Origin of the sequence: Veillonella parvula (assembly GCF_024461875.1) — a bacterium.
GTDB lineage: Bacteria > Bacillota > Negativicutes > Veillonellales > Veillonellaceae > Veillonella > Veillonella parvula_I.
In genome coordinates, this window is sequence record NZ_JANGAL010000002.1 from 50,761 (window position 1) to 74,460 (window position 23,700).

Here is a 23,700-nt window from a genome sequence, read left to right on the forward strand (position 1 = left end):
TAAAATACTACGCAAAAATTGGTCTATAGTAATATCACTCTTTGCACTATTCAAATAGTATAAAGACAAAAGCCTAACGCAACAGAGTATACAAAATACTCGCACACTAGGCAATCCTAAAAAATGTTTATAAGATGAGCCTAACGCTACCACACGTCGATGGCTCTCTTTTTTTTATTATACAACATAAATAGAATTTCTAAAAGAAATTATAAAACAAATGGTATGACTAATAAAGTCCTCATAATACGACCTTTTATAGTCATAGACTTAAACAATATTTATATAAATCAGAAATTCTATAGAAAATCCTTGCGTCATTATTCTATATAATTTACTATATATAGAGAAATCTGATTATAAAAAGGAGTCATCATGGCTAATATCAATGAAAACTACTTAAACCTTCAAGGTTCTTATTTATTTGCTAATATTGCTAAAAAGGTAAATGAATACCAAACTGCTCATCCAGATGCAGATATTATTCGTCTTGGTATCGGCGATGTTACATTACCTCTTGCTCCAGCAATTATCGATGCTATGAGTAAAGCTGTTCAAGAAATGGGAAAAGCGGAAACATTCCGAGGTTATGGCCCTGAACAAGGTTATGATTTCTTACGTCAAGCTATTGTTGATGGCGATTACAAACCATTAGGCGTAGATATCGCTATTGACGAAGTATTCGTTTCCGATGGTGCAAAATCTGACGTTGGTAATATCCAAGAGTTATTCAGCGAAGATAACATCATTGCTATCACAGATCCTGTGTACCCAGTATACTTAGACTCCAACGTTATGGGTGGTCGTACTGGCGAAGCCGTAGATGGCATCTTCCAAAAGGTTGTATACCTCCCTACTTACGCAGAAAATAACTTCTCTCCAGAATTTCCTTCTGAACGTGTAGACATCGTATACCTTTGCTCACCTAACAATCCAACCGGTACTGTTTTGAGCCGTGCTCGTTTAGCAGAATGGATCAAATGGTGTAAAGATAATGATGCCATTTTGATGTTTGACTCCGCTTACGAAGCTTTCATCAGCACAGAAGATACTGTAAAATCTATCTACGAAATCGAAGGTGCTCGAGAAGTAGCTATCGAGTTCCGTTCCTTCTCCAAAACTGCAGGTTTCACTGGTACACGTTGTGCTTATGCAGTAGTACCTAAAGAGGTCACTGGCAAAACTAAATCTGGTGAAAGCCAACCGCTAAACCCTATGTGGAACCGTCGTCAATGTACTAAATTCAATGGTGTTCCTTACATCATCCAACGTGGTGCAGAAGCAGTATACACAAAAGAAGGCCGTGAACAAACACGTGCAAACATTGCGTACTATAAAGAAAATGCCCGCATCATCAAAGAAGGTCTTGAATCTATCGGCCTTACTGTATACGGCGGTGTGGACGCTCCATACATTTGGCTAAAAACACCTGGCAACATGACTAGCTGGGAATTATTCGACATCTTGCTCGAACAAGTTCAAATCGTATCTACACCAGGCTCTGGCTTTGGCCCTCATGGTGAAGGTTACCTTCGTTTGACAGCATTCGGTAGCCGTGAAAATACAATTCGTGCCGTGGAAAGAATCAAAACATTACAATTCTAATATAATTATGTCTATATTTAGGTTTAGATTTATATCTTGATTTAGATTTAGATTACATTTAATTTGAGACATCTGATTGAAAGTAGTTTATATCTATAAAACTAAAAGACCGATTACAGTCCTTCAATAGGAATGTAGTCGGTCTTTTTATATACCCTTACATATATGAATATTTAATTCTAGTATTCCTTAACACTATAGTACTAACAAATAACATCCCCATATTATTTGTGTCCGCTATATTTACCATTAATTAAAAGTTATGACGAATCCCTGCGTCAATGCGATAGGAATTGTCTATGATAGCACCAAAGTTTTTAGTGAAAGTCCCATAAATATATGTATTAGGACGTACGCTCCATGAACCACCTAACTCAAGATCTAGCCATGTATCTTTAAGGTTCACTTCACTACCTGTAGTTGGCTCACCGGTCATGCTATAAGTAGCTTTCATTTTACCAGAGAATTCATGCGCTAATGCAGCTTTGAGGAAGAGATTGCTGTTCTTACTTTCCTTACCAATACCTACACCGATACGACCAATAACGGAGTTTACCGCATCAGAGTTAATATGCACTGTGCTACCTGTATTTGTACGAGCATCAAAGTTTACACCAGATAATCGACTAAGCGTCAATTCTGCGTTAGGATCGATGTAGAAACCATTGTCTTTCTTGATCCGTTTACCATATTCAACGCTCAAAGAGGTACCTGTATTGCGGTAATCTCCGCTCAAGCTTGTACCTAAGCTATTGCGTACAGTGAAATCATTTTTCAAACGACTTACTTTACCAATCACATCTAAATAACGACCATCATTATATTGTTTTGCACCGTATAATGCTAAACCTGCGGTTTTACCAGACCCTGAACCTAAAGCGTAATCGCTATTGCTTGTACCATATAACAAGGCCCCACCAATAGTCCAATCGCCACGCAATGTGTCATAGCCTACTTGCGCCATATTATAGGTTTGGTTTACATAGGCGCTGTCCGTAATTTTAGATTTACCACCGATGTATTTCCCCCATACACCATGCTTATTGGAGTTGAGTCGCACATCACCGAGGCGACGTTGTAAATCATTCGTATCGGCTCTCATTTGCATCACAGAGGAAGCTAACGCACTCTTAGCACCAGAAACAACTTCGCTTTCACGAGCTGTCACAACCGCTTGGTCAGTAATACTAGGTTTCCCATCAACAGTAAAGCTATCTGTACCAAGCTTAGTAGCATATGCAGGGCTAATAAGGCCTGAATCGACTTGAACATTCACATTTAAATTACGTTCACCCTTAGTAAAGCCAGTATATGTTAATTTATTAGCCAACTGCTGCAAAGTACCTCTTGGGTTATCTACATTTACAGACCCTTTAAGTGCATCTACCGAACTGCGCATAGTCACCGAAGAACCTTTATCAGCATGGTTGATAACGACTTTGCCCTTACCTTGTGCCGCTGCAGGGGCTCCCTTTTCATAGTCGATAGCTGCATGACCAGCATAGTTGTTAATAGTAATAGGTCGTGGATCTACGGTTTGGATAATACCTTGACTATTTATATCTTTACCACCAATAAAATGTTCTACACGACTACCAGTATATAAATAGTTTGCATTATTAGGACGACCTTGTGTAGGATATACGCGTTCAGCTCCTAACCATTCATTGCGCCAAGTCGCACCATTTTGTAAGTACAATCGTAGACCACCATGGTACGGATTATTGTTGCTTTCATCAAATTCATTCAACACACCACCTACCAATTTAGAATTTGGTGTTGTTAAACCTAAAGAAATTTCAGATCCATGGTTATGTGGGTTCTTTTCAATACCATAGTTTTTATCTAAGAATCCTATATTACCATACATCTTCACATCATTCGTTCCCGGATGTAAGCCATCCATCCCCGTATTTACATAAACAAAACCTTCTTCAGATAATGCAGAATAGGTATCAGAGGTATCTAAAGGATATGTTTTTATATCAGCCCCACCTAGTATGCGAATATATCCATCTTTATTGGCTTGCAAACCAACGCCAACAGCATCGACTTTAGCATTACCCTTTACGGTAATTCGAGTATCATCGTTATTGCCATCACTAGTAAGTCCACCATAACCAGCATAGATACCGCTCATATAATAATGTGCCAAATCAGGTCTACGTTTCGCGCCACTTTCTGCAGGTGCTGGATTTTTAACTGTTACAGTTACATTTTTATCGATAGCAACTTGTGTCCCATCAAGGGCGTAAATACCTGTAACATTATTATGATATTTTGTTCCATTTACACCTAAACCTGATACATTAACAGTTAAGTCATCTGTATAATGTCTCTTTTCCCCCCACAAATTAAGACCAATGGATTTTCCGTCTGTATGACTTTCCACAGTTGTGGCTGATACCATGGTAAAAGCATTAGCACCTGTTACGATTAATGCAGCAATAACAGCAGCTTTTACATTTCTTCTCATGTTATACCTCCTTAACACTTCAACTATGAACATAACTAGCTAACATAACCAATTTAATTGTATCTAGATTCAGGGTATATGTGTCAATTTCTACTCATATGATTTTTTATTTGTCCCCTATAACAACACGCTATGTATCGATATAGTTGTGCACAAATTACTTGTTTAAATTAGATATTAATTATTTTCCATACCCTCTAATAAATTCTATAGAAAAATATTAAAAGCTATTAATTTTATGCTATAATAAATATGTTAATTATTAAATTTCAACTTATATAGGAGGCTAATATGAATATTCGTATTGGTATCGTTGGTTACGGCAACTTAGCTCGTGGCGTAGAAGCATCTGTTCAGTTACAACCTGATATGGAGCTCATCGGCGTATTTTCTCGCCGTCAAGGTATTGAAACTGTATCTGGTGTACCTACTTACACGATGGAAGATATTCCTAACTTTAAAGGCAAGATCGATGTAATGGTTCTTTGCGGTGGTTCTGCAACAGATCTTATCGAACAAACACCGATGGTAACAAAATACTTTAACTGTATCGATTCCTTCGATACACATGCACGTATTCCTGAACACTTCGCTAATGTAGACAAAGTAGCTAAAGAGGCCAAAACTGCTACATTAATTTCTTGTGGTTGGGATCCAGGCATGTTCTCTTTGCAACGCGTTTACGCGGAGGCAATCTTGCCAAAAGGTAAATCCTACACATTCTGGGGCCGCGGTGTATCCCAAGGCCATTCCGATGCCATTCGCCGTATCGATGGTGTTCTTGACGCTCGTCAATACACTGTTCCTAAAGAACAATACCTAGAGGCTATCCGTAATGGCGAAACTCCAGATGTTGATGGCTATAAAGGTCACCTTCGTGAGTGCTATGTAGTAGCGGCTCCTGATGCGGACAAAGCTAAAATCGAAAATGAAATCAAAACTATGGAAAACTACTTCGTAGGCTATGAAACTGTAGTCAACTTCATTTCCCAAGAAGAACTTGATCGCAACCACAAAGGCATTCCACATGGTGGCTTCGTTCTTCGCTCTGGTGAAAGTACAGAAGGCACACGTCACGTTATTGAGTACTCCTTGAAACTTGACTCTAACCCTGAATTCACAGGCTCTGCACTTGTTGCTTACGCTCGTGGTCTCTACCGACTTGCTAAACACGGCGGCACAGGTTGCTATACAGTATTCGACATTCCACCAGCTTGGATTTCCACACAATCTGCTGAAGAATTAAGAGCACATTCTCTATAATAGAGCGAGGTCCTCATCGACTTAATAGATGAGGGCCTTTTCATACACATTAAAAGAGACCATCTTAAGATGGTCTCTTTTTTGTCCTATAAGTCTATTTTTACTCTTAATTAATACCAACGTGTTAATGGCAACTCATTCGTAACACCTTTTGTCATCAAAATTTGATGCAAGTCCATATTACCGATGTAGAAACCTGCCGCACATCCACAAAGATACAAATCCCACATGCGTACAAATTCACTGCCTCGTTTCGCCTCTACTTGCTCACGGACGCCTTGGAAATTGTTATACCAATGCATTAAAGTCTTATAATAGTGATACCGTAAACTTTCAACATCGATGACATTCATATCATAGTCATAAGCGAGGCTGACCATTTCGCGGAGGGACGGCAAACATCCGCCCGGGAAGATATATTTACGAATCCAGGCACTTGTTTCCTTTTCAGAGGGATCACTAATATAGTGAAGCAGGAACAAACCTCCGTCTTTAAGCATATCCGATGCGTCCTCCATATACAGAGGAAAATTAGGCCGACCTACATGTTCAAGCATGCCGATGCTGACAATACGGTCAAAGGTACGTCCGGAAGCTGCTACGTCGCGATAATCTATAAGTTCAATCTCAACCTGTCCTTCAAGGCCATATTCTTTAATGCGTTCCTGTCCTTTTTTCCATTGTTCTTCGGAAAGAGTACACCCATAGCCCTTAACACCGTATTTACGAGCCGCTTCAATGAGAAGGAATCCCCATCCGCAACCGATATCAAGTAAAGTCATTCCCTCTTTTAAATACAATTTATCAAGAATATGATGAACCTTTTGATATTGCGCATCTTTGAGACTATCATTCTCATGCTTAAAATACGCACAGGAATAGCTCATGGTTTCATCGAGCCACAATTTATAGAATTCATTGCCTAAATCATAATGGGAAGATACTTGTTGTTTTTGATCTTTCTTTTTAAGACCCGCATTAAAGAGCGAGCTAAGTACCTTACGATTGATAGAGTCCTTACCTACATGACCAAGGACTACACAAAGGGCTTTAAACAAATCCCCTTCAATTTCGATATCTTTACGCATATACGCTTCACCGAGGGCGAGTTCTGCGGATATTAACAAATCTTTCTTGGGAATATCGCGATTAACGATGACGGTAAACTCGGATTCTCCGTCACCGATTGTATATTCATTATCTCCAATTTTTACGGTGAAACAATGATCATTGAAACGTTCTAAATAATGGACTAAGAAACTATCAAATAGCTTGGAAAACATACTGAACTTCCTTTCCTATTAGCTTTCACTATATAGGTTTAAAAATATATACATTAACATGATTGGATACATTCCATACCCTATTAATATATACACCTATAAATTATATCAATATAGTTACGGCGAATAAAAATCTATATTAATCCTATATTTTAATATGAACTTATCACATTATTTAAGTAATATATTTAACTCTATTTATATTATAGCACTTTGAAATAATCTATTTTATATTTATAGAGTAACTCCATCCTATTAGTATGGTATAATATTTATTTGATAAGGTTTATAACAAACTATTGCTATAAACTTTCACAAAGAACGAAATCAATTTATTAATAAAAGGTGGTACCATGAGCACAAATTTAGAAGTAGGCATCGTAGGCCTTCCAAATGTTGGTAAAAGTACATTATTCAACGCTATCACAAAAGCGGGCGCTGAAGCTGCCAACTATCCATTCTGTACAATTGAACCTAACGTAGGTGTCGTTGACGTTCCAGATAATCGTTTAGCTGTATTGGCTGAAATGTTCGGTTCCAAACGCATCCTTCCTGCTGCTATGCGCTTCGTAGATATTGCTGGCCTCGTAGAAGGTGCATCCAAGGGCGAAGGTTTGGGTAATAAATTCCTTAGCCATATCCGCCAAGTAGATGCGATTGCACAAGTTATTCGTTGTTTCGATGACCCTAACATCACTCACGTTTCTGGCTCTATTGACCCAATCCGTGACATCGAAATCATAAATACTGAGCTTTGCCTTGCAGACCTTGAGTCCGTAGAAAAACGCAAACAACGTATTGAAAAAATTGCTAAATCTGGCGACAAAGATGCACGTGCTGAATTACCATTATTAGAACGCATCATCGAAGGTTTAGGTGAAGCGAAACCTGTTCGTGCACAAGGTCTTGAAGAAGAAGAATTGGAAATGATCAAAGAGTTAACATTGCTTACAGCAAAACCATCTCTTTATGTAGCCAATATTTCTGAAGATGAAGTATCTGATTATTCTGCCAACGAATATGTAAAACGCGTAGAGGAATATGCGAAAAACGAAGGCGCTGGTATCGTTGTTGTGTCCGCACGTATCGAGTCCGAAATTGCAGAGTTATCCGAAGAAGAATCCGCTGCATTCCTTGAAGATCTTGGCCTTGAAGAGTCTGGCTTAACTAAACTTATCAAAGCAAGTTATGCACTTTTAGGTCTTATCAATTACTTCACAGCTGGTGAAATGGAAGCTCGTGCTTGGACAATCGTAAATGGTACCAAAGCACCTCAAGCTGCTGGTAAAATTCACTCGGATATTGAAAAAGGCTTTATCCGCGCTGAAATTGTCTCCTTTGATGATCTACAAGCTTGCGGTAGCCAAAACGCGGCTAAAGAAAAAGGCCTCGTACGCCTTGAAGGTAAAGACTACGTTATGAAAGACGGCGATGTAACCCATTTCCGCTTCAATGTATAAACAAACTTATATAACAAAAACCAGTAAATCTCAGGATTTACTGGTTTTTTATTACTAATTATAACCTTTATATAATATTATTTATCGTCTTTATGAAGAACATTTTTGACGCCACTAATCGCACCATCTACAGCATCTTTAACATCTTCAGCTGCTTTTTTGAGATCTTCAGCAACATCATGTGCAGCATCTTTAACTTTTGCAGCTGTATTTTCTACAGCACCTTCTGCTTCCAATTTTTTGTCACCAGTTAATTTACCGGCATTTTCTTTTAATGCACCTTTAGCTTGATTTAATTTATCTTCTAATGCCATAATTATGAATCCTTTCATATGAAATCATTTTTAGTTATGTTAGCTATATATGTTAGCTATACTTTTAAAAATAGATTACTATCCCTTTTTCCCGAAGAAAAACGAAACAACAGCAACAACAATTACAGCGCCAAGAACAGAAGGAATTAATGCCATGCCAGCTAAGCTAGGACCCCATGTGCCAAATATTGCTTGACCCACGGACGAACCAACTAAACCAGCAACAACATTGGCAATAACGCCCATTGCTCCACCTTTGTTAGTGATGGCTCCCGCAAGAAAACCGATAAAACCACCAACAATAATTGACCATAACATACGATCACTCCTTCCTATTTAATCAATATATTTATAATATCCTACCAAATTATACGGGCTTTATAAATATAATAAACAATGTGTATATTTATAATATACCATTCATTTCTAAAGATTAGATGAAGAAATTCGATATGGTTATAAAAGTCGCAATCGATTAAACTACTGTAACAATTTCATCCATTGTGCGACGTGTTTTATTGCGATGCGGTTCTTCATCGCGATAACCAAAAGCAGCCATAACGGCAATACCAAAATGTTTTGTATCAAAGAGCCCTAGTTCATCACCTAAAAAAGCTGTCATCTTATCTTGATTAAAGCCTTCCAATGCACAGGAATCAAGACCTTCATAAGCAGCCATAGTCATCATGTTAGCCATTACAATATACGCTTGCTTAGAAGACCAATCAAAGGCAGCACGATCAGACTCAAATGTTTTATAGTCTTCAGTTGTGAACTGAGCATATTTTTCTTTATAAATAGCATCGACTTCAGCAGGTAATTGTTTCACCTCTTCTTGAATGTAGCGTACATAAGGGGAATCAAATTCCAAATCCACCTTTTTACGTGTTAAAAACACTACGAAATGACTCGCTTCAAGACCAGCTTGAATCCCCCAACCATAAGCTTTCATCTTTTCACGGATTTCAGGATTTTGAATAACTAATAATTGGTAAGCTTCAAAACCTAAGGAGGTTGGAGACAAGCGCGCCGCCGTTAAAATACCTTGCCAATCTTCATCAGAAATCTTTTCAGCGCTATCAAATTTCTTACATGCATAGCGATATGTCATAGCATATTCTAAATCTTTACGATCAAATTTAGGGGCTGTTAATTTTACATTTTCTATTTCATATTTACTCATATATACCTCCATAATTAATATCTGTAATTGATAAAATATATCATGTTTCTATAGTACCACACTCATCGTTCAAGTTATATGAAGATGGACACTAAAGTAAAAAAAGCCTAGACAACGTCTAGACTTTATACGGTACGGCTAGCTCTCCTTTTTCATACCAAAAGAAGCCAGACATACTAATTTTATGTTCTTTTAAAATGGTCTTTACTTGATCCACTATACTTGAGTCTATTGCAATAGATAAACCGCACATATCGTAAAGTTCTGGGGGTGTGGCCATCAACTGATGAGGCACATCTAACTCGGTTAATACTTTATCCGCTTTATCACCAAAATAATAGGATGTAAAAACGACAAGTAATTTTTTATTTTCCAATGCCTCACCTCCTACCAAAGTAGATACGATTAAATGTCTTTCATCTCAATGATTCATTCTAGAAATAAGAAATCTACTTTAAATCAGTAGCTCTAAATCGATATATCAAAATAAAATACTAATATTATAGCTTAACAATATTATCTCCAAGGATTGCATCTGTAATAGCGTACATATTAGTAATACTGCCTACGCCCAGCTTATCTTTTACACCGAAATAATCAAGACAAATGCCGCATGCTGCAATTTCTACACCAAGCTCAGCTAATTTCTTGATATTTTCCAAATGAACCGAATCATTGACTACCATCTTAACACTGCTATTGATGAAATAAATCTTAGAAGGCTTTACGTCAGCTTCAAGCATACATACCCAGAAGGTTTTCATCAAATTTCGGCCAAGCTCTTCACTACCTTCACCAAGATAATCCTTCGTCATCAAAATGACGCGATTTCCATAGTTCATAGGTTCACAACTTACTTCCGTTACCGAATTTGCATTTGGTGTCATAGTAAGATAAAAATCCTTGCCATCTTGGCGAATACCTACACCATAACCACGAGACTTACCAAACTTCTCTACATTATCGCGGCTCACTTCATTATCTACAATTGTAATAATAACAGCATTTGGATTCGCATCACTTACCTTCTTAGTTTCAATAACAGGTTTTGGACACAAGCTACCGCGCACATCTACCGTTAATTCCTTTGTATTGCTCATCATACACCTCTATATACATTATATAATTTGTGAAAGTATCAGCTATCAGCTATCAGCTATCAGCTATCAGCTATCAGCTATCAGCTATCAGCTAATAATAATTTAATTAAATATCTATCCTCAATAGTATAGACCTGATTTTTATAATTTTATTCTGTAACGCGTACCGCTAAACCACTGAAGCTTTCAACAGTACCCACAATAGCAGCACAGTCAATACCCGCCTTATGAAAGGCCTGAACAAGCGGCTCACCTTCGCTAGCAGGAACAGAGAATAGTAACCCACCAGAGGTTTGAGGATCAAATACAATATCCGACCATATAGGATCCAAGTCCTCATCAACTTGTACTTCAGTTATAGCCTTGCGATTACCATAAGATGCAGCCGGAATTAACCCCATTTGAGCCGCCTCGATGACATCATCAAAAAGAGGGATGTCGTAAACTTTAATATGAATCGTCACATTAGAAGCACTCGCCATTTCTACGGAGTGTCCCATGAGGCTAAAGCCTGTAACATCTGTACAAGCATGAACTGTAAAGTTATGCGCCACCTCAGCCGCTACACGATTTAAAGTACTCATACTAGTGACGGCCTGTTCTGTGCCTACAGGGAATAAATCTGCTTTCAACGCATTATTCATAATACCTGTACCAATGCGTTTTGTTAGCACCAACACGTCCCCTACTTGAGCACCTTTATTTTTCCAAATCTGATGGGGATTTACTTGACCAGTCACAGACATCCCAAAGATAGGTTCCTTATTTTCAATGCTGTGTCCACCTACGATGGCTGCACCAGCCTCGGCTACAATCGAACCAGCCCCATTTAACACATCCGTCAAAACACCTTGCTCGACGAGAGGAACCGGAAAGCCTACGATATTCATCGCTGTTAAAGGAGTTCCACCCATAGCATACACATCGCTTAGCGCATTAGCAGCTGCAATTTTACCGAATAAACCAGGATCATTAACCATAGGTGTAAAGAAATCTAAGGTTTGCACCAATGCAAAGGTATCCGAGATTTGATATACACCTGCATCATCGGCACCAGTCATATCTGCGAGAACATGTTCGTTAGTAACGGGTGTTACAGCTTTCAGCACACGGTTTAATATATGAGGCCCAATCTTACACGCGCAGCCTCCACTTGTCACATAATCAGTAAGTCGTACCATAATTTCTCCCTACTCATTTTCCGACAATCGAGAGACGATTTTCTTAACAGCCTTTTCAAATTTAGGGCGCGGCATCAAGAGTTGATGACCACATCCATTACATACGATGAGAAAGTCTGTACCAATTCGCTTAACTTCCCACTCATCACTGCCGCAAGGATGTGATTTTTTCATCTTCACTACATCGCCTACGTAATATCTAACAAATGCCATAGCGCCTCCTTTAACTTCTGTCAGTATTTATATATTTATTATACATAAAATAGTTGATTCTATAAATATATCCTGATTCTATAGTTCAATCGTCTATTACATAACCATAAAATTTTCGCCCTAAATATATAATGTACAGATTTGATATGTCTGCTGTTCTTATAATTAAAACCATAACACAAGAAAAATAGTATTATATAATCACCAAAAGATCACAAAAATGTTTATCTTAATCATTATATTTTATAGGGAAATATTAGTGCATCTAAAGAAATCAACATTAATAACTAAACAATAATGATTTTTCATTTAGTTATCATTCTCAATATCAAAATAAAGATTTTTTATAAATCCCATACTATTCAATCTTTATAAACCCACATTTTTACTACATTGATAATATTTATCATTTAGAAAATTTTCGAAATAAATTTTACAAAAAGACTTGCATTTCTCATTTAGTATGTTACAATATAGTCAACAATGATTATTCGTTAAGTATACGGATAACACATTGTATATAAAACTGTTAAGACGGCAAGTGCCGAAACACACAAATAAGTAAGTACTATTTTAAGAGTTAAGCAAGTGTCTATTTAATCTAAGAATAAGTTTTCTTACTAAGGCGAAGTCGCCCTCGAAATTGATAGAATAAGTATTCTATTCCATTGCATTCACAACCAAGTGGTTATGAATATATACGTTAAGTAACAATTTTGAAAATTATCGTAAGTACAAAGGAGTATTAAAATGGCAGAATTAAAAGGTTCTAACACTGAAAAAAATCTTCAAGCAGCATTTGCTGGCGAATCCCAAGCATTCCAAAAATATACATTCTACGCTAGTGCAGCTCGTAAAGCTGGCATGAACGAAATCGCTGACTATTTCGAAGAAACAGCTCACAACGAATCTGCACATGCTAAATTGTGGTTCAAAGCTCTTCATGGTGGCGATATTTCCGCTGATATCGAAGCTAACCTTCGCGATGCAGCAGCTGGTGAAAACTACGAACATACTACAATGTACAAAGAATTCGCTGACGAAGCTGAAAAAGAAGGCTTTGCTAAAATCGCTTTCCAAATGCGCGAAGTTGGTAAAATCGAAGCTCGTCATGAAGCTCGTTACCTTGCATTAGCAGCTCAAGTATCCGGTAACAAAGTATTCCACAATGACGAACCAGTAGCTTGGATCTGTGCTAACTGCGGTTACGTACACGTTGGTGAAGAAGCTCCAAAAGTTTGCCCTGTATGTGCACACCCACAAGCTTTCTTCCACCGTTTCGTTGAATCCATCTAATCTATAAGTACGACACTAACTAGATTAATAACCTGTAAGTACAGATTTTAATAAAACTATACCTGTAAGTACAATCTAAACTTACAGTAAGTACTGACAACTTCCTTAACAAAAAGACGATGACATTTGTCATCGTCTTTTTTTGCATTCTTTTGCTAGATTTTTATTTTATCTACTAAATTTTTAAATTCTTCTGCTGCTTCATATGGATTATCTGCATGAGCAATAGCAGATATTACGGCTACTCCACTGGCACCAGCTTGCAAAACAGGCGTTGCGTTAGCTAACGTAATCCCACCTATACCAACACAAGGTAATGTTAAGCCTTCTGCTCGTAACTCAGTAATACAATCTGGTCCGCATGGCTCTTGTGCATCAGGTTTGCTACTTGTAGCATACATAGGACCTACACCGACACAATCTGCATACACTACATCAGTCTTATGAAGTTCCTCCACAGAATGAATGGATATACCAACAACCTTATTTCCTACAAGATTACGAACGTCTTCTAAACGCATATCCTCTTGTCCTACGTGAACACCATCAGCATTAACAGCCACTGCTAAGTCTACATCGTCATTAATAATATAAAGCACATTATACATAGCACAAATTTCTTTTAACTGCTGAGCTAATTCTAGTTTCTGTTGTCCTTCTAATGTTCCTATGCCCTTCTCTCTAAACTGAAAGCATGTAACGCCACCCCGACAAGCAGCTTCAACAGTGTCCAATAAATGTCTTTCATTAAATCCTACATCCTGTGTACCACTAATAAAATATACCTTTAATTGATCAGGTACAACTACGGGGCGTATTCGATTTTTAGATAAAAGCATCGCATCATCGAATTCATATAAGGCATCCATAAATGCCACACTAAAGATGCCAGGTTTTACACCGCTCACCTTAACCGCACTTTCACCAGCAAGTCCATAGTAAGCCAGTGCATACGCAAGAAACTCACCGATAGACAGGTTATCCATAAATGGATAATAGGAACTAAAGAATGCAGCTAAGACAGCTCCTAATAGACAGCCGGTCCCTGTTACCGCTGTCATGATTGAGTGACCATGAGGAACTGCAAATACGCGAGTTCCATCAGAAACGTAGTCCTCTTCCCCCGTTGCGACGACAGGACAGTTAATTTGGCGTGCAAGACGATACGTTATAATTGCGCTATCCTCAACTTGTTCTCCATCTACACCCTTACCCGAAAGAGAACTATCAATCTTATGATTTGTATTAAGAGCATCATAGATGGCTTTAATTTCACTTTGGTTCCCTCGTAGCAACGAAATAGCACCAGTTTTAATCAAGTCTAAAACAACAGATAATCGATAAGCCCCGGAGTGACAACCCACAGGGTCTAGTATAATGGGTACCTCATGAGCCTTCGCTAATTTAACAGCCTCTTTGTAATAAGTAACCTTATCTGGTGTAACGGTCCCAATATTGATGAGCAGTGCAGAAGCATGAACGATAAGGTCTTTTAAGTCTTCGCTACACTCACTCATCACGGGTGATGCACCGATGGCTAGCAAACCGTTAGCTGTAAAGGTCCGCACCACATCATTGGTAATACAAATAACAAGAGGATTTTTTTTGCGTAGAGACTCTAATATATTCAGTTCGGACCAATTTGAACCATTTATATTTGGATTGTTGTAGGTCATATAACTATCTCCTCTAGTCATTTTTCAAAAGTTCATCCATCGTTTGAGGGCCATTTACCAATAACCCATAAGCCATATGATTAACAGGTCCACAGCCATTTCCAAGTGCTGGATTATGCTTAATCGCAAGGGAAATATAGTTCTTTGCAATGCCAATTGCATCCATTACATCACGCCCTTTGGCGAGCTCTGCCGTAATAACCGCCGAGAAGGTGCAACCCGTACCGTGAGTATGAACAGTATCATATTTAGGACTTGTCCACGTACGCACATCTCCATCTTTGGTGAAAGCATAATCCGTAGCATCATCTCCAATATGGCCGCCTTTTATAATAACCACTCGAGGTCCTAATTCATGTAAAATACGCTTAGCTGCTGTTGTAATGTCACTTTCACAAGAGATAGACATATCCGCTAACACCTCTGCCTCGCTACGATTAGGTGTAATAACTGTAGCGACCGGAATGAGTTTAGATTTTAAGAAATCGACGGCCTCATCCGATACAAGTCGATCACCGCTGGTGGCAATCATAACTGGATCCATCACATAAGGGATGTTCTTACTCACATAAGGATAGATGAGATCCATCATCTCTGGTAAAGCAATCATACCTGTCTTAACGGCTTGAGGAAGAATATCTGAATATACATCGTGTAACTGTTTTTCTATGCTTTCTAGCGATAGGTGTTCTACGTGGTGAACCCCTGTTGTATTTTGGGCTACTACGGAGGTAACCACTGCCATACCATATACATGGCGGCTTTGGAATGATTTTAGATCGGCCATAATGCCAGCGCCACCACTAGGGTCGGTACCGGCAATTGTTAATGCTGTATGTAGTTTCATTATGCCTCCTTATGTAACAAATTACGTCGAGATAAGATTTGTAATACCACGAAGCCAATACAAGCTCCGCTAATAGAACTCATGGAGAAAGAGGTAATCAAGGTCAACAAGGCCAATGGTTTGCCTAGTAGAAAGTTAGCAATTGGATAGCTAATAAAAGCCCCGAGAATACCTGTACCTATGATTTCTCCTAGAGCCGCCGCCCATATGGAATTGTATTTCTTATATAAATAAGCAGATAACCAAGCCCCAATCATGCTACCAGGAAAGGCTAGCGGAGAGCCTAGTGCTAGTACATTACGTAAGCAAGAGGTACTAAAGGCTGCGCCTACGGAGAATCTCGCCCCAACTATAACGGCTAAGATCACATTTATCATATGTTGAAATGGAAAAATTCGGGCCGGGCCAATGGGAATCGACGTAGTCGATAAGACGACACCTAAGGCTACACATATACTAGCAATAATCAGTTTTTTCATAATACCTCCAACTAAATAAAAAATGAGACCACCTCAAATGGAATGGTCTCGTAATAGTTTGGTATTATGTTTCATTCCACTTCCCTACGCCAGTATTATCTGGATCAGGTCTAGGGTTTTGAATGATCAATCTCAGCAAAAGCACCCCTAGTGGCCATATATTTTTATACTCTAGTTATAACATCATTATACAATCTATGCAACAAAAGAATTGACGGTTCTCCCACCACCTCGTATAATGAAGCCATAACGGGGTGCTCACACGAGTGGGCTGAGAGTAAGCTAATGCTTTAACCCATAACCTGATTTGGATAATGCCAACGTAGGGAACATAGAGGATTAAAAGCCGAGTTCCCATGAGCTCGGCTTTTTCTATGACTTCCTGGCAAGGAGGACGTATGACAAATACACACATTACACAACCACAGTTCGCCATGATATGGTTTGGTGCCGCCCTATCTATAGCGGAGATTATGACCGGCACCTATCTGGCACCCTTAGGCCTCACTCAAGGACTATATGCCATCATCTTAGGCCATATCATCGGCGGTATTCTGCTCTTTGGAGCAGGACTCATCGGTGGCCGTTTGCGGCAAGGCAGTATGAACACGACAGCCTTTAGCTTTGGTCCCTTAGGGGCAAAGGGCTTTGCCTTTTTAAATATGATCCAACTAATCGGTTGGACTAGTATCATGATTTACGATGCTATGCTTGCCTTACAAGAGCTGGCGCCCCTATCTCCTATGATTTGGACTATTGCTATTGGGGCGCTCGTCATTTTATGGCTCTTCATCGGTCTCCACAATACAGGCTATATTCAAGCTATCGTATCTGTTTTATTACTAGGCCTCACACTCTACATGGGAGTTCACATGATTTCTCAATGGCCTAGTGACAGTAGCTTCATGACTAATGGCAATATGAGCTTTATAGCAGCCCTTGAGCTATCAATCGCTATGCCACTGTCTTGGCTACCTCTCATCAGTGATTATACTCGTGAAAGCAAAAGCCCTTTCTCCGCATCACTAACAAGTGCTACCATCTACACCGTAACGAGTGTCGCCATGTACACCTTGGGCCTTAGCGCGGCGATCTTCGGCGGTGGGGACTCTATCATTACTATTATGATGAACGCAGGCCTTGGTCTTGCAGGACTCATCGTCATTATCTTCTCCACTGTAACTACGACCTTCATGGACGCTTACTCAGCTGGCGTATCTAGTACGACTATCTATAATGGAGCATCTAGTAAAGGCGTAGCTGTTATCGTAACCATTGTCGGCGCCATTGCAGCCATCCTATATCCGATGGACGATATTACAGAATTCCTATATCTCATCGGATCCGTCTTTGCTCCAATGATTGCCATCTTGTTGGCAGACTATTTTGTCAATCGCCAACAAGTGCAAACGCTATCGGCTTATCTAGTTCGCGGGTTGATTTGGGCTATAGCCGTAGGTTTATACCATTATATGTTGCATAGTGAAAGCTCCATAGGTGCAACACTACCAGCCTTTACAATAGCATTTATCGTAACATCCATCGTTGGATTCATAAGTAAAACTGCTAACACCTTACTATAAGCCCATCTTCACAGGTCCAGTGCCGATTTCCAACCATTTCGGCTTCGCTTTCATCATGGGTAACCCATACACATGGCACATCCCATTCGCGAATAATGGAAACAAGATCCTCTCGAACATGCTTACGTAAATTCCAGTCTAGTGCAGATAATGGTTCATCAAGAAGCAAGATGGTTGGTTTAGAGTAAAGAGCACGCCCCAATGCAACGCGTTGCTGCTCACCACCAGACAAGCTACCTGCTTTCGTTTTACGATATTTCTCAAGGCCTAAGCGTTTTAATAAGCTGTCACACATCTCTGACGTGCCTCGTTTACTATAGGTAATATTATGTTCCACCGATAAATGTGGAAATACGATATTACCTTGTGGCATATAGCCAACTTGACGTTCTTGAGCAGGTACCCAGATTTTTTTGTCGCGATCAACCCATATAGTTTCATCATATTGAATGCTACCTGTAGTCGGTTTCACAAGACCTGCAATGCACTTAATAAATGTACTTTTACCACTGCCAGATTGGCCTGTTAACACGGTAATACCAGAAGAAAGTACCCCATCGGCTTTCACAGTCACAGAAGGTCTAGCTATGGTAAAGGAAAATGTAATCATCGGACCTCCTAATTATTATCAATGTGATGGAACAAGGACCCCTTTGTGATGAAGTGAATTCCACTCAACAATGCCAATGTGAGCACACAAATATAGATAACTAATTCAAAAGCATCCATGTACTGCCCTGCCTCTACGTAAGAGTAGATAGCAAGTGGCATGGTGCGCGTTACCTTTGGAATATTGCCTGCAATCAAAATGGTAGCACCGAACTCGCCCATAGCACGACAGAAGGCTAAGATACTGCCCGTCAAAATGCCTTTCCAAGCGAGTGGTACGGAGATAGTAAAAAAGATACGTAACTCTGAAGCACCTAATGTACGCGCTACGTCCTCCATATTATGATCGACGGATTGCAATGCTGAACGCACCGTTTGATAAAACAGCGGAAATGCAATTACAGAGGAGGCTATCACGGCACCGGATGCAGCAAAAACAACACTCATACCATGAGCTTCAAGCCAAGCACCAAACGCATAACCTGGAGTAAATACCATAAGTAACGCAAAACCAACAACTACCGGAGGCAGTACAAGTGGCAAGGTAATAAGTGCATCAAGAATGGCAATACCACCCCACTTACAACGGTTCATCCAGTAACAAGTCCCTAAGCCACTTAAAATAACTATGATAAGAGCTATACTTGCTACCCATAATGATAGCCAGAATGGACTCATGTCACGCCCCCTTTCTATACACAACAAATTTAAAATATTTGCGGTATCCATTATTTCTAAAATATTTTTCAAATAAGATTTATGTCCTAAATCATATGCTAGATTATTAATCAGTCCCCACTCCTCACTACAAATGAGTAAAAAAGAGCATACAGTTAGAAATAATCTTATTAGTAATACCGATAATATCTCTATTGTATCATAAGAAAACGCTAGCCCTGAAAGCTAGCGTTTTACTCTTATTTAGAAGTAGAGAAACCGTATTTCTCTAATACTTTTTGGCCTTCTGGGCTCATTACGTATTGGTAGAAGTCTTTTGCCAATGCGTTGTCATATTTTTTGATAATACCGATTGGATAGATAACTGGATCATGAGAGTCAGCAGGTGTTACAGCAGAGATTTCAACTGCATCGCCCGCTGCAATAGCATCTGTTTTGTAGATGAAACCAACATCACCAGCACCTTGGCTAATGGAAGCAGTTACAGCTTTAACGTCTTTCGCATATACTACATTAGGTTCTACTTGTTCCCAAACGCCTAGTTTTGTTAATACTTGTTTACCATAGTTACCAGCTGGTACTGTTTCAGGGTTACCTAACACGATACGTTTTACGGAAGCGATTTGATTCAATTCAACTTTAGGTTGACCTTTTGGAATTACAAGAACGAGTTCGTTAGTTACAAATGGTTTTACATCAGTTACTAAGTCTTTCTCTTGTAACATTTTCATGTTTTTTTCGTCAGCAGAAATGAACAGACTAGCTGGCGCACCTTGTTCGATTTGTTGACGTAATGTACCAGAACCAGCAAAGTTAATAGCAATTTGATCATCTGCTAAGTTATGGCTTTTTTTGTATGCATCTGCCAATTCGGTAAGAGCACCTTTAAGACTTGCTGCAGCTTGTACCGTAATCTTTTCAGATGTACTTGGTTTAGCCGACTCAGTTTGTTTACTTGCATCATTACCACAACCTACTAAAAAGGCAAGCATGAAAACGCTCATTAATACTAATAAAATTCGTTTCATAATTCCTCCTGTGCATCCCTTAAAACACCATACTGTAAAAGCTATGGTAACACCTAGAGACACCTCGTGTACTAACAAACTAAAATATACAATATATTCATATTATACTATAAATCGATAGCTAAAGTCGTATATCCAAAATCACATATTGCATAGATATTTCTGATGATTATGATAAGTAATCATAATCAATAATTTTTTAAATCCCAAAAAATACATACTATGGTATGATAATATTATAAAAAATAAGCACATTTCGTAACGCTTGTTCACTTTTAGCTTATATAAAATAACTGTATATTTGCTATATAGTTATACGATACATTTAAACTATGCCTTTATATTAATGAGAAACTCTAGGTGAGATGATGAATCTATTCGAATTAGTAGGCCATATCTTTATGAACTCTATGGTACCTATCCTAGTACTTATAGGGATAGGATTTGTATTAGATAGAAAATTTAAACTCGATCTATATACGCTGAGTAAACTAAACTTTTATATACTGCTGCCTACCTTTATATTTCGAGCAATGTACGAAGCAAAACTTAACTCAGGTACCTTGGAAATTGTATTCTGTGCACTCTGTGTACTCATACTAAACTCAATTCTTTCAAATGTAGTAGGAAAGATACAAGGTTATGATGTGGCTAAGATTGCAACTCTGAAAAACTGCGTCATGTTCAATAATGTTGGGAACATGGGTGTCGCTCTTGCCATCTTTGTATTTACTAACATTCCCTACGTCATCGATGGTGCTACCCCCTATGCTAATCTAGGTTTAGTGAGTGTTGTATCTATCATGATCATCCAAACTATTAGCAGTAATACCTACGGTTTCTACCAAGCGGGAGCAGGACGATTAACCCCTAGGGATGCACTAAAAGTCGTATTTCACATGCCCATGGTATATGCCATTCCACTGGCACTACTTTGCCACCTACTCCCTTTTGATTTACACGGCCTCTTCTTCTTTGCACCGCTCAATATATTTGCCAATGCCTTCGTTGGCGTCGCTATGATTGCCTTGGGTGTTCAAATTAACAGAACACCGCTAAACTTCTTCAAGATGGATGTTATGCTTGCTACTACATTACGACTCATTGTAAGTCCACTCATAGCCGCCGGTATTACCATACTATTCATTATGTTCTACGGCCCTATGCATCCAATAGCGGCACAAACTATCATTATAACCTATAGCGTTCCAACGGCTATTAATATGTCTCTTATTGCTATTGAAATGAAGAATAATCCAGAATATGCTACACAAATTGTAATGGGCACAACTATTTTATCCGCTATAACTATGCCACTGTTTATTACTATAGCCTATTATCTCTTCCCATTATATTAAAATAAAAAATCATAGTTATAAAAAATCACTCATAGCCATATGACTATGAGTGATTTTTTATGCCTTAGCATTTAGCCTTGTTAAACAAGTTACACAAGCTGTAACAATTATAGCACCAATAATTTCATTCAAGGCTAAATTATGATTAAGAATAACTACATCTAAAGCTAAAGTAACTATTGGTCCCATTGCACTAATAACGGCTGCAAGAGATGCATTAATTCTTTTAAGACCAAAAGACATCAAGTATGAAGGAATGATAGAACAAAAAATGGCCAAAAATACTAAATAAATTATAGTATGCGTTTGGAGTGTTGAAAATGTAGTAAAATTTTTGCTATCAATTATAAAGCCGAGAAGTAAAAGTACTGTAGTTATACACATATAAGTACTGGTAAAAATAGTAGAACTAATATTCGAAACAGCCCTCTTACTATAAATAATAAACAACGCCCAAAAGATTGCAGAAAGCAAGACTAGTAAAATGCCTATTAAAGTATCTGTAAGGTGGTTATCAACGGTAGGATTAAACATAATTGCTAATCCTAGCACAGTAGATACAATTAAAACTACTTTTGAAAATGTAATGCGTGATAAATCTGATGATAACAGAAAAACGTAAATTGGAAATGTAAATAGAACAGCACGTTCTAATGAGGCAGATATATATAATAATCCTATAAAGTCCGTTATAGATGAAGATACATAAAGAATAGCCCCCCAAAATGAGTATTTAAAAACCTTACTTTTATTCACGCTATTCCAATCAAAACGAATCATTGGTATAAGAAAAAAAGGTAATGATAAAACAGCCCTACACACAAGAACATTCAAAGGGCTCAGTGAATCTAAATAAATTAGTTTTGCCCATATAGATTTTGTTGATAAGAATACAGTAGCTAAAAATACCACTAATATTCCTATATTTTTCATTAACAGATTCACTTTATATACTTCTCCATAATCAAATACAACTCAAATAAAATATATAAAATATATAAAATATAAAAACACATTTCATCCTAAGTAGGACGAAATGTGTTCATTATAAAAAATTTAAATTATTGATGAGCTACGTGTTCCATCCCCATGCGAACTAAACATTCAACATGATCATCGTTTAGAGAATAATATGCTGTTTTCCCATCTTTACGATATGTAACAAGGCGTGCTTGGCGCAATACACGCAATTGATGAGAAATAGCAGATTGTCCCATCTCCATGGTTTCTGCAATGTGATTAACACACATTTCATTTTCTAGTAATAGCTCTACTATTTTAAGGCGTGTAGGATCACCCAAGATTTTAAACAGTTCTGCTAGCTTCAGCAATGATTCTTGTTTGTCGGTCATATAATCCCCCTTTTTTAATCCTATCCATTCTTTTTTGTAGCTCTTCTATGTCACTAATCGATACGTCTTAACGTATAACACCAATATGTATGGCATACATATAGACATTATATCATTTTTAACATAAAAAAGAGACTTTGAGAAACCAAAGTCTCTTTTTTTATCATATCTATATAAAATATAAGATATAAATTATTTAATGATTAATACAGGGCAAGTGGAGTGGCTAGTTACATAGCTACTTACGCTACCCATGAATAAGCCTTTCAAAGGGCCAAGACCACGGCTACCCATTACGATGAGATCAGCATTATATTTTTTTGCCACTGCAAGTAGTGCAGGTCCAGGGGAGCCAACTTCAAATACGCTTTTAACTTTTACGCCTGCAGGAATTTCTTTCACTACATCATTAAGAATTTCCTTACCAGTTTCTTCCATATCCTCAGCAATTTGCTCAGATACATATCCACCAGAAATTGGTGTTTGATCAAAATTGGAAATAGCAGACACAATATTTGCAACGTGAACAACAATCAATTCAGCTTGGTTGCGATCCGCTACAGCGAGAGCATGTTCCAACGCACGTTTAGCATTTTCAGAACCATCAGTAGGTACGACAATAGTTTTGTAGGTAACCATAATAACCCCTCCTATTCCTAATCCCTCAAAGGGGATATGATCAAATATCGTTTAGCCTATACTAATATATTCTAGAC

The 23,700-nt window shown here is 38.3% G+C and carries 24 protein-coding genes and 2 riboswitches; of the genes, 6 read left to right on the top strand and 18 right to left on the bottom strand.

Features of this window, described 5'->3' with window-relative positions:
- The first annotated feature begins 375 nt into the window (after positions 1-375).
- Positions 376-1,605, top strand: a complete 1,230-nt coding sequence (locus NE668_RS04460; protein ID WP_227037761.1) for an LL-diaminopimelate aminotransferase — start codon at positions 376-378, stop codon at positions 1,603-1,605.
- Between the two features lie 253 nt (positions 1,606-1,858).
- Here NE668_RS04460 and NE668_RS04465 read toward each other — a convergent pair whose 3' ends face one another.
- The gene (locus NE668_RS04465) at positions 1,859-4,081 is read right to left on the bottom strand and encodes an autotransporter outer membrane beta-barrel domain-containing protein (protein WP_227037759.1); all 2,223 of its coding nucleotides are present in this window, start codon (positions 4,079-4,081) and stop codon (positions 1,859-1,861) included.
- A 291-nt stretch (positions 4,082-4,372) separates the two neighbouring features.
- Here NE668_RS04465 and NE668_RS04470 point away from each other — a divergent pair, with 291 nt between their 5' ends.
- A complete protein-coding gene (locus tag NE668_RS04470; protein ID WP_227037756.1) occupies positions 4,373-5,344 on the top strand; it encodes a diaminopimelate dehydrogenase in 972 nt (323 codons plus the stop codon).
- A gap of 110 nt (positions 5,345-5,454) precedes the next feature.
- Here NE668_RS04470 and NE668_RS04475 read toward each other — a convergent pair whose 3' ends face one another.
- Positions 5,455-6,627: an SAM-dependent methyltransferase gene (locus tag NE668_RS04475; protein WP_105086961.1), complete on the bottom strand. Its 1,173-nt coding sequence runs from the start codon at positions 6,625-6,627 to the stop codon at positions 5,455-5,457.
- Between the two features lie 353 nt (positions 6,628-6,980).
- On the opposite strand from NE668_RS04475, the gene ychF reads away from it, so the two are divergent.
- Positions 6,981-8,087, top strand: a complete 1,107-nt coding sequence (gene ychF / locus NE668_RS04480; protein ID WP_004693813.1) for a redox-regulated ATPase YchF — start codon at positions 6,981-6,983, stop codon at positions 8,085-8,087.
- A gap of 77 nt (positions 8,088-8,164) precedes the next feature.
- On the opposite strand, the gene NE668_RS04485 is transcribed toward ychF, so the two are convergent.
- The 7 genes from NE668_RS04485 to NE668_RS04515 form a co-directional block, all read right to left on the bottom strand.
- Positions 8,165-8,419, bottom strand: a complete 255-nt coding sequence (locus tag NE668_RS04485; RefSeq protein ID WP_428837335.1) for a CsbD family protein — start codon at positions 8,417-8,419, stop codon at positions 8,165-8,167.
- A gap of 60 nt (positions 8,420-8,479) precedes the next feature.
- Positions 8,480-8,719 (bottom strand): GlsB/YeaQ/YmgE family stress response membrane protein, encoded by a 240-nt coding sequence (locus NE668_RS04490; protein ID WP_004693817.1) that lies wholly within the window; start codon positions 8,717-8,719, stop codon positions 8,480-8,482.
- Positions 8,720-8,876: 157 nt separating this feature from the next.
- Positions 8,877-9,584: an NAD(P)H-dependent oxidoreductase gene (locus NE668_RS04495; RefSeq protein WP_004697967.1), complete on the bottom strand. Its 708-nt coding sequence runs from the start codon at positions 9,582-9,584 to the stop codon at positions 8,877-8,879.
- 118 nt (positions 9,585-9,702) lie between these two features.
- Positions 9,703-9,960 carry a putative Se/S carrier protein gene (locus tag NE668_RS04500; RefSeq protein ID WP_004697984.1) on the bottom strand — a complete coding sequence of 86 codons (258 nt, stop codon included), beginning with the start codon at positions 9,958-9,960 and terminating at the stop codon, positions 9,703-9,705.
- Between the two features lie 124 nt (positions 9,961-10,084).
- Positions 10,085-10,684, bottom strand: coding sequence for a sulfurtransferase-like selenium metabolism protein YedF (yedF, locus tag NE668_RS04505; RefSeq protein ID WP_004697982.1), 600 nt, complete (start codon positions 10,682-10,684; stop codon positions 10,085-10,087).
- Positions 10,685-10,833: 149 nt separating this feature from the next.
- Positions 10,834-11,865 carry a selenide, water dikinase SelD gene (gene selD / locus NE668_RS04510; RefSeq protein WP_004697987.1) on the bottom strand — a complete coding sequence of 344 codons (1,032 nt, stop codon included), beginning with the start codon at positions 11,863-11,865 and terminating at the stop codon, positions 10,834-10,836.
- Positions 11,866-11,874: 9 nt separating this feature from the next.
- Complete coding sequence (locus NE668_RS04515; protein WP_004697980.1) at positions 11,875-12,078, bottom strand: DUF951 domain-containing protein; 204 nt, start codon at positions 12,076-12,078, stop codon at positions 11,875-11,877.
- A gap of 750 nt (positions 12,079-12,828) precedes the next feature.
- On the opposite strand from NE668_RS04515, the gene rbr reads away from it, so the two are divergent.
- Positions 12,829-13,374 carry a rubrerythrin gene (rbr, locus tag NE668_RS04520; RefSeq protein WP_004693830.1) on the top strand — a complete coding sequence of 182 codons (546 nt, stop codon included), beginning with the start codon at positions 12,829-12,831 and terminating at the stop codon, positions 13,372-13,374.
- Positions 13,375-13,529: 155 nt separating this feature from the next.
- Here rbr and thiM read toward each other — a convergent pair whose 3' ends face one another.
- From thiM to thiW, 3 genes are read right to left on the bottom strand one after another with little or no spacing between them, the layout of a single operon-like run.
- Positions 13,530-15,050 carry a hydroxyethylthiazole kinase gene (gene thiM / locus NE668_RS04525; RefSeq protein ID WP_004697999.1) on the bottom strand — a complete coding sequence of 507 codons (1,521 nt, stop codon included), beginning with the start codon at positions 15,048-15,050 and terminating at the stop codon, positions 13,530-13,532.
- A gap of 13 nt (positions 15,051-15,063) precedes the next feature.
- Positions 15,064-15,897, bottom strand: coding sequence for a bifunctional hydroxymethylpyrimidine kinase/phosphomethylpyrimidine kinase (gene thiD / locus NE668_RS04530; RefSeq protein ID WP_004697995.1), 834 nt, complete (start codon positions 15,895-15,897; stop codon positions 15,064-15,066).
- Positions 15,897-16,376 (bottom strand): energy coupling factor transporter S component ThiW, encoded by a 480-nt coding sequence (thiW, locus tag NE668_RS04535; RefSeq protein ID WP_004698006.1) that lies wholly within the window; start codon positions 16,374-16,376, stop codon positions 15,897-15,899. Before thiW ends, thiD begins: the two co-directional genes overlap by 1 nt.
- A gap of 64 nt (positions 16,377-16,440) precedes the next feature.
- A riboswitch (TPP riboswitch) is annotated at positions 16,441-16,535 on the bottom strand.
- Between the two features lie 81 nt (positions 16,536-16,616).
- Positions 16,617-16,722: riboswitch (TPP riboswitch) on the top strand.
- A 52-nt stretch (positions 16,723-16,774) separates the two neighbouring features.
- On the opposite strand from thiW, the gene cytX reads away from it, so the two are divergent.
- Positions 16,775-17,959, top strand: coding sequence for a putative hydroxymethylpyrimidine transporter CytX (gene cytX / locus NE668_RS04540; RefSeq protein ID WP_004697994.1), 1,185 nt, complete (start codon positions 16,775-16,777; stop codon positions 17,957-17,959).
- Here the strand turns inward: cytX and NE668_RS04545 are convergent.
- The 3 genes from NE668_RS04545 to modA form a co-directional block, all read right to left on the bottom strand.
- The gene (locus NE668_RS04545) at positions 17,943-18,569 is read right to left on the bottom strand and encodes an ATP-binding cassette domain-containing protein (protein ID WP_004693839.1); all 627 of its coding nucleotides are present in this window, start codon (positions 18,567-18,569) and stop codon (positions 17,943-17,945) included. The two genes, cytX and NE668_RS04545, sit on opposite strands and share 17 nt — an antisense overlap.
- Before the next feature lie 8 nt (positions 18,570-18,577).
- Positions 18,578-19,246, bottom strand: a complete 669-nt coding sequence (gene modB / locus NE668_RS04550; RefSeq protein ID WP_004693841.1) for a molybdate ABC transporter permease subunit — start codon at positions 19,244-19,246, stop codon at positions 18,578-18,580.
- Between the two features lie 239 nt (positions 19,247-19,485).
- Positions 19,486-20,274, bottom strand: a complete 789-nt coding sequence (gene modA, locus NE668_RS04555; protein WP_227037754.1) for a molybdate ABC transporter substrate-binding protein — start codon at positions 20,272-20,274, stop codon at positions 19,486-19,488.
- A 368-nt stretch (positions 20,275-20,642) separates the two neighbouring features.
- Here modA and NE668_RS04560 point away from each other — a divergent pair, with 368 nt between their 5' ends.
- The gene (locus NE668_RS04560) at positions 20,643-21,632 is read left to right on the top strand and encodes an AEC family transporter (RefSeq protein ID WP_227037752.1); all 990 of its coding nucleotides are present in this window, start codon (positions 20,643-20,645) and stop codon (positions 21,630-21,632) included.
- A 57-nt stretch (positions 21,633-21,689) separates the two neighbouring features.
- Here the strand turns inward: NE668_RS04560 and NE668_RS04565 are convergent, their stop codons facing one another.
- The 3 genes from NE668_RS04565 to NE668_RS04575 form a co-directional block, all read right to left on the bottom strand.
- Positions 21,690-22,565, bottom strand: a complete 876-nt coding sequence (locus NE668_RS04565; RefSeq protein ID WP_227037750.1) for a DMT family transporter — start codon at positions 22,563-22,565, stop codon at positions 21,690-21,692.
- A gap of 128 nt (positions 22,566-22,693) precedes the next feature.
- Positions 22,694-22,984 (bottom strand): ArsR/SmtB family transcription factor, encoded by a 291-nt coding sequence (locus NE668_RS04570; RefSeq protein WP_004693850.1) that lies wholly within the window; start codon positions 22,982-22,984, stop codon positions 22,694-22,696.
- Positions 22,985-23,176: 192 nt separating this feature from the next.
- On the bottom strand, positions 23,177-23,623 hold the full coding sequence (locus NE668_RS04575; protein WP_004693853.1) for a universal stress protein: 447 nt from the start codon (positions 23,621-23,623) through the stop codon (positions 23,177-23,179).
- Positions 23,624-23,700 lie beyond the last annotated feature (77 nt).

What these genes read in the sequence shown, in the direction of transcription:
- NE668_RS04460 (WP_227037761.1), top strand. Translation starts at nt 376, where the DNA reads ATGGCTAATATCAATGAAAACTACTTAAACCTTCAAGGTTCTTATTTA.
- NE668_RS04465 (WP_227037759.1), bottom strand. Translation starts at nt 4,081, where the DNA reads ATGAGAAGAAATGTAAAAGCTGCTGTTATTGCTGCATTAATCGTAACA.
- NE668_RS04470 (WP_227037756.1), top strand. Translation starts at nt 4,373, where the DNA reads ATGAATATTCGTATTGGTATCGTTGGTTACGGCAACTTAGCTCGTGGC.
- NE668_RS04475 (WP_105086961.1), bottom strand. Translation starts at nt 6,627, where the DNA reads ATGTTTTCCAAGCTATTTGATAGTTTCTTAGTCCATTATTTAGAACGT.
- ychF (WP_004693813.1), top strand. Translation starts at nt 6,981, where the DNA reads ATGAGCACAAATTTAGAAGTAGGCATCGTAGGCCTTCCAAATGTTGGT.
- NE668_RS04485 (WP_428837335.1), bottom strand. Translation starts at nt 8,419, where the DNA reads ATGAAAGGATTCATAATTATGGCATTAGAAGATAAATTAAATCAAGCT.
- NE668_RS04490 (WP_004693817.1), bottom strand. Translation starts at nt 8,719, where the DNA reads ATGTTATGGTCAATTATTGTTGGTGGTTTTATCGGTTTTCTTGCGGGA.
- NE668_RS04495 (WP_004697967.1), bottom strand. Translation starts at nt 9,584, where the DNA reads ATGAGTAAATATGAAATAGAAAATGTAAAATTAACAGCCCCTAAATTT.
- yedF (WP_004697982.1), bottom strand. Translation starts at nt 10,684, where the DNA reads ATGAGCAATACAAAGGAATTAACGGTAGATGTGCGCGGTAGCTTGTGT.
- selD (WP_004697987.1), bottom strand. Translation starts at nt 11,865, where the DNA reads ATGGTACGACTTACTGATTATGTGACAAGTGGAGGCTGCGCGTGTAAG.
- NE668_RS04515 (WP_004697980.1), bottom strand. Translation starts at nt 12,078, where the DNA reads ATGGCATTTGTTAGATATTACGTAGGCGATGTAGTGAAGATGAAAAAA.
- rbr (WP_004693830.1), top strand. Translation starts at nt 12,829, where the DNA reads ATGGCAGAATTAAAAGGTTCTAACACTGAAAAAAATCTTCAAGCAGCA.
- thiM (WP_004697999.1), bottom strand. Translation starts at nt 15,050, where the DNA reads ATGACCTACAACAATCCAAATATAAATGGTTCAAATTGGTCCGAACTG.
- thiD (WP_004697995.1), bottom strand. Translation starts at nt 15,897, where the DNA reads ATGAAACTACATACAGCATTAACAATTGCCGGTACCGACCCTAGTGGT.
- thiW (WP_004698006.1), bottom strand. Translation starts at nt 16,376, where the DNA reads ATGAAAAAACTGATTATTGCTAGTATATGTGTAGCCTTAGGTGTCGTC.
- cytX (WP_004697994.1), top strand. Translation starts at nt 16,775, where the DNA reads ATGACAAATACACACATTACACAACCACAGTTCGCCATGATATGGTTT.
- NE668_RS04545 (WP_004693839.1), bottom strand. Translation starts at nt 18,569, where the DNA reads ATGATTACATTTTCCTTTACCATAGCTAGACCTTCTGTGACTGTGAAA.
- modB (WP_004693841.1), bottom strand. Translation starts at nt 19,246, where the DNA reads ATGAGTCCATTCTGGCTATCATTATGGGTAGCAAGTATAGCTCTTATC.
- modA (WP_227037754.1), bottom strand. Translation starts at nt 20,274, where the DNA reads ATGAAACGAATTTTATTAGTATTAATGAGCGTTTTCATGCTTGCCTTT.
- NE668_RS04560 (WP_227037752.1), top strand. Translation starts at nt 20,643, where the DNA reads ATGAATCTATTCGAATTAGTAGGCCATATCTTTATGAACTCTATGGTA.
- NE668_RS04565 (WP_227037750.1), bottom strand. Translation starts at nt 22,565, where the DNA reads ATGAAAAATATAGGAATATTAGTGGTATTTTTAGCTACTGTATTCTTA.
- NE668_RS04570 (WP_004693850.1), bottom strand. Translation starts at nt 22,984, where the DNA reads ATGACCGACAAACAAGAATCATTGCTGAAGCTAGCAGAACTGTTTAAA.
- NE668_RS04575 (WP_004693853.1), bottom strand. Translation starts at nt 23,623, where the DNA reads ATGGTTACCTACAAAACTATTGTCGTACCTACTGATGGTTCTGAAAAT.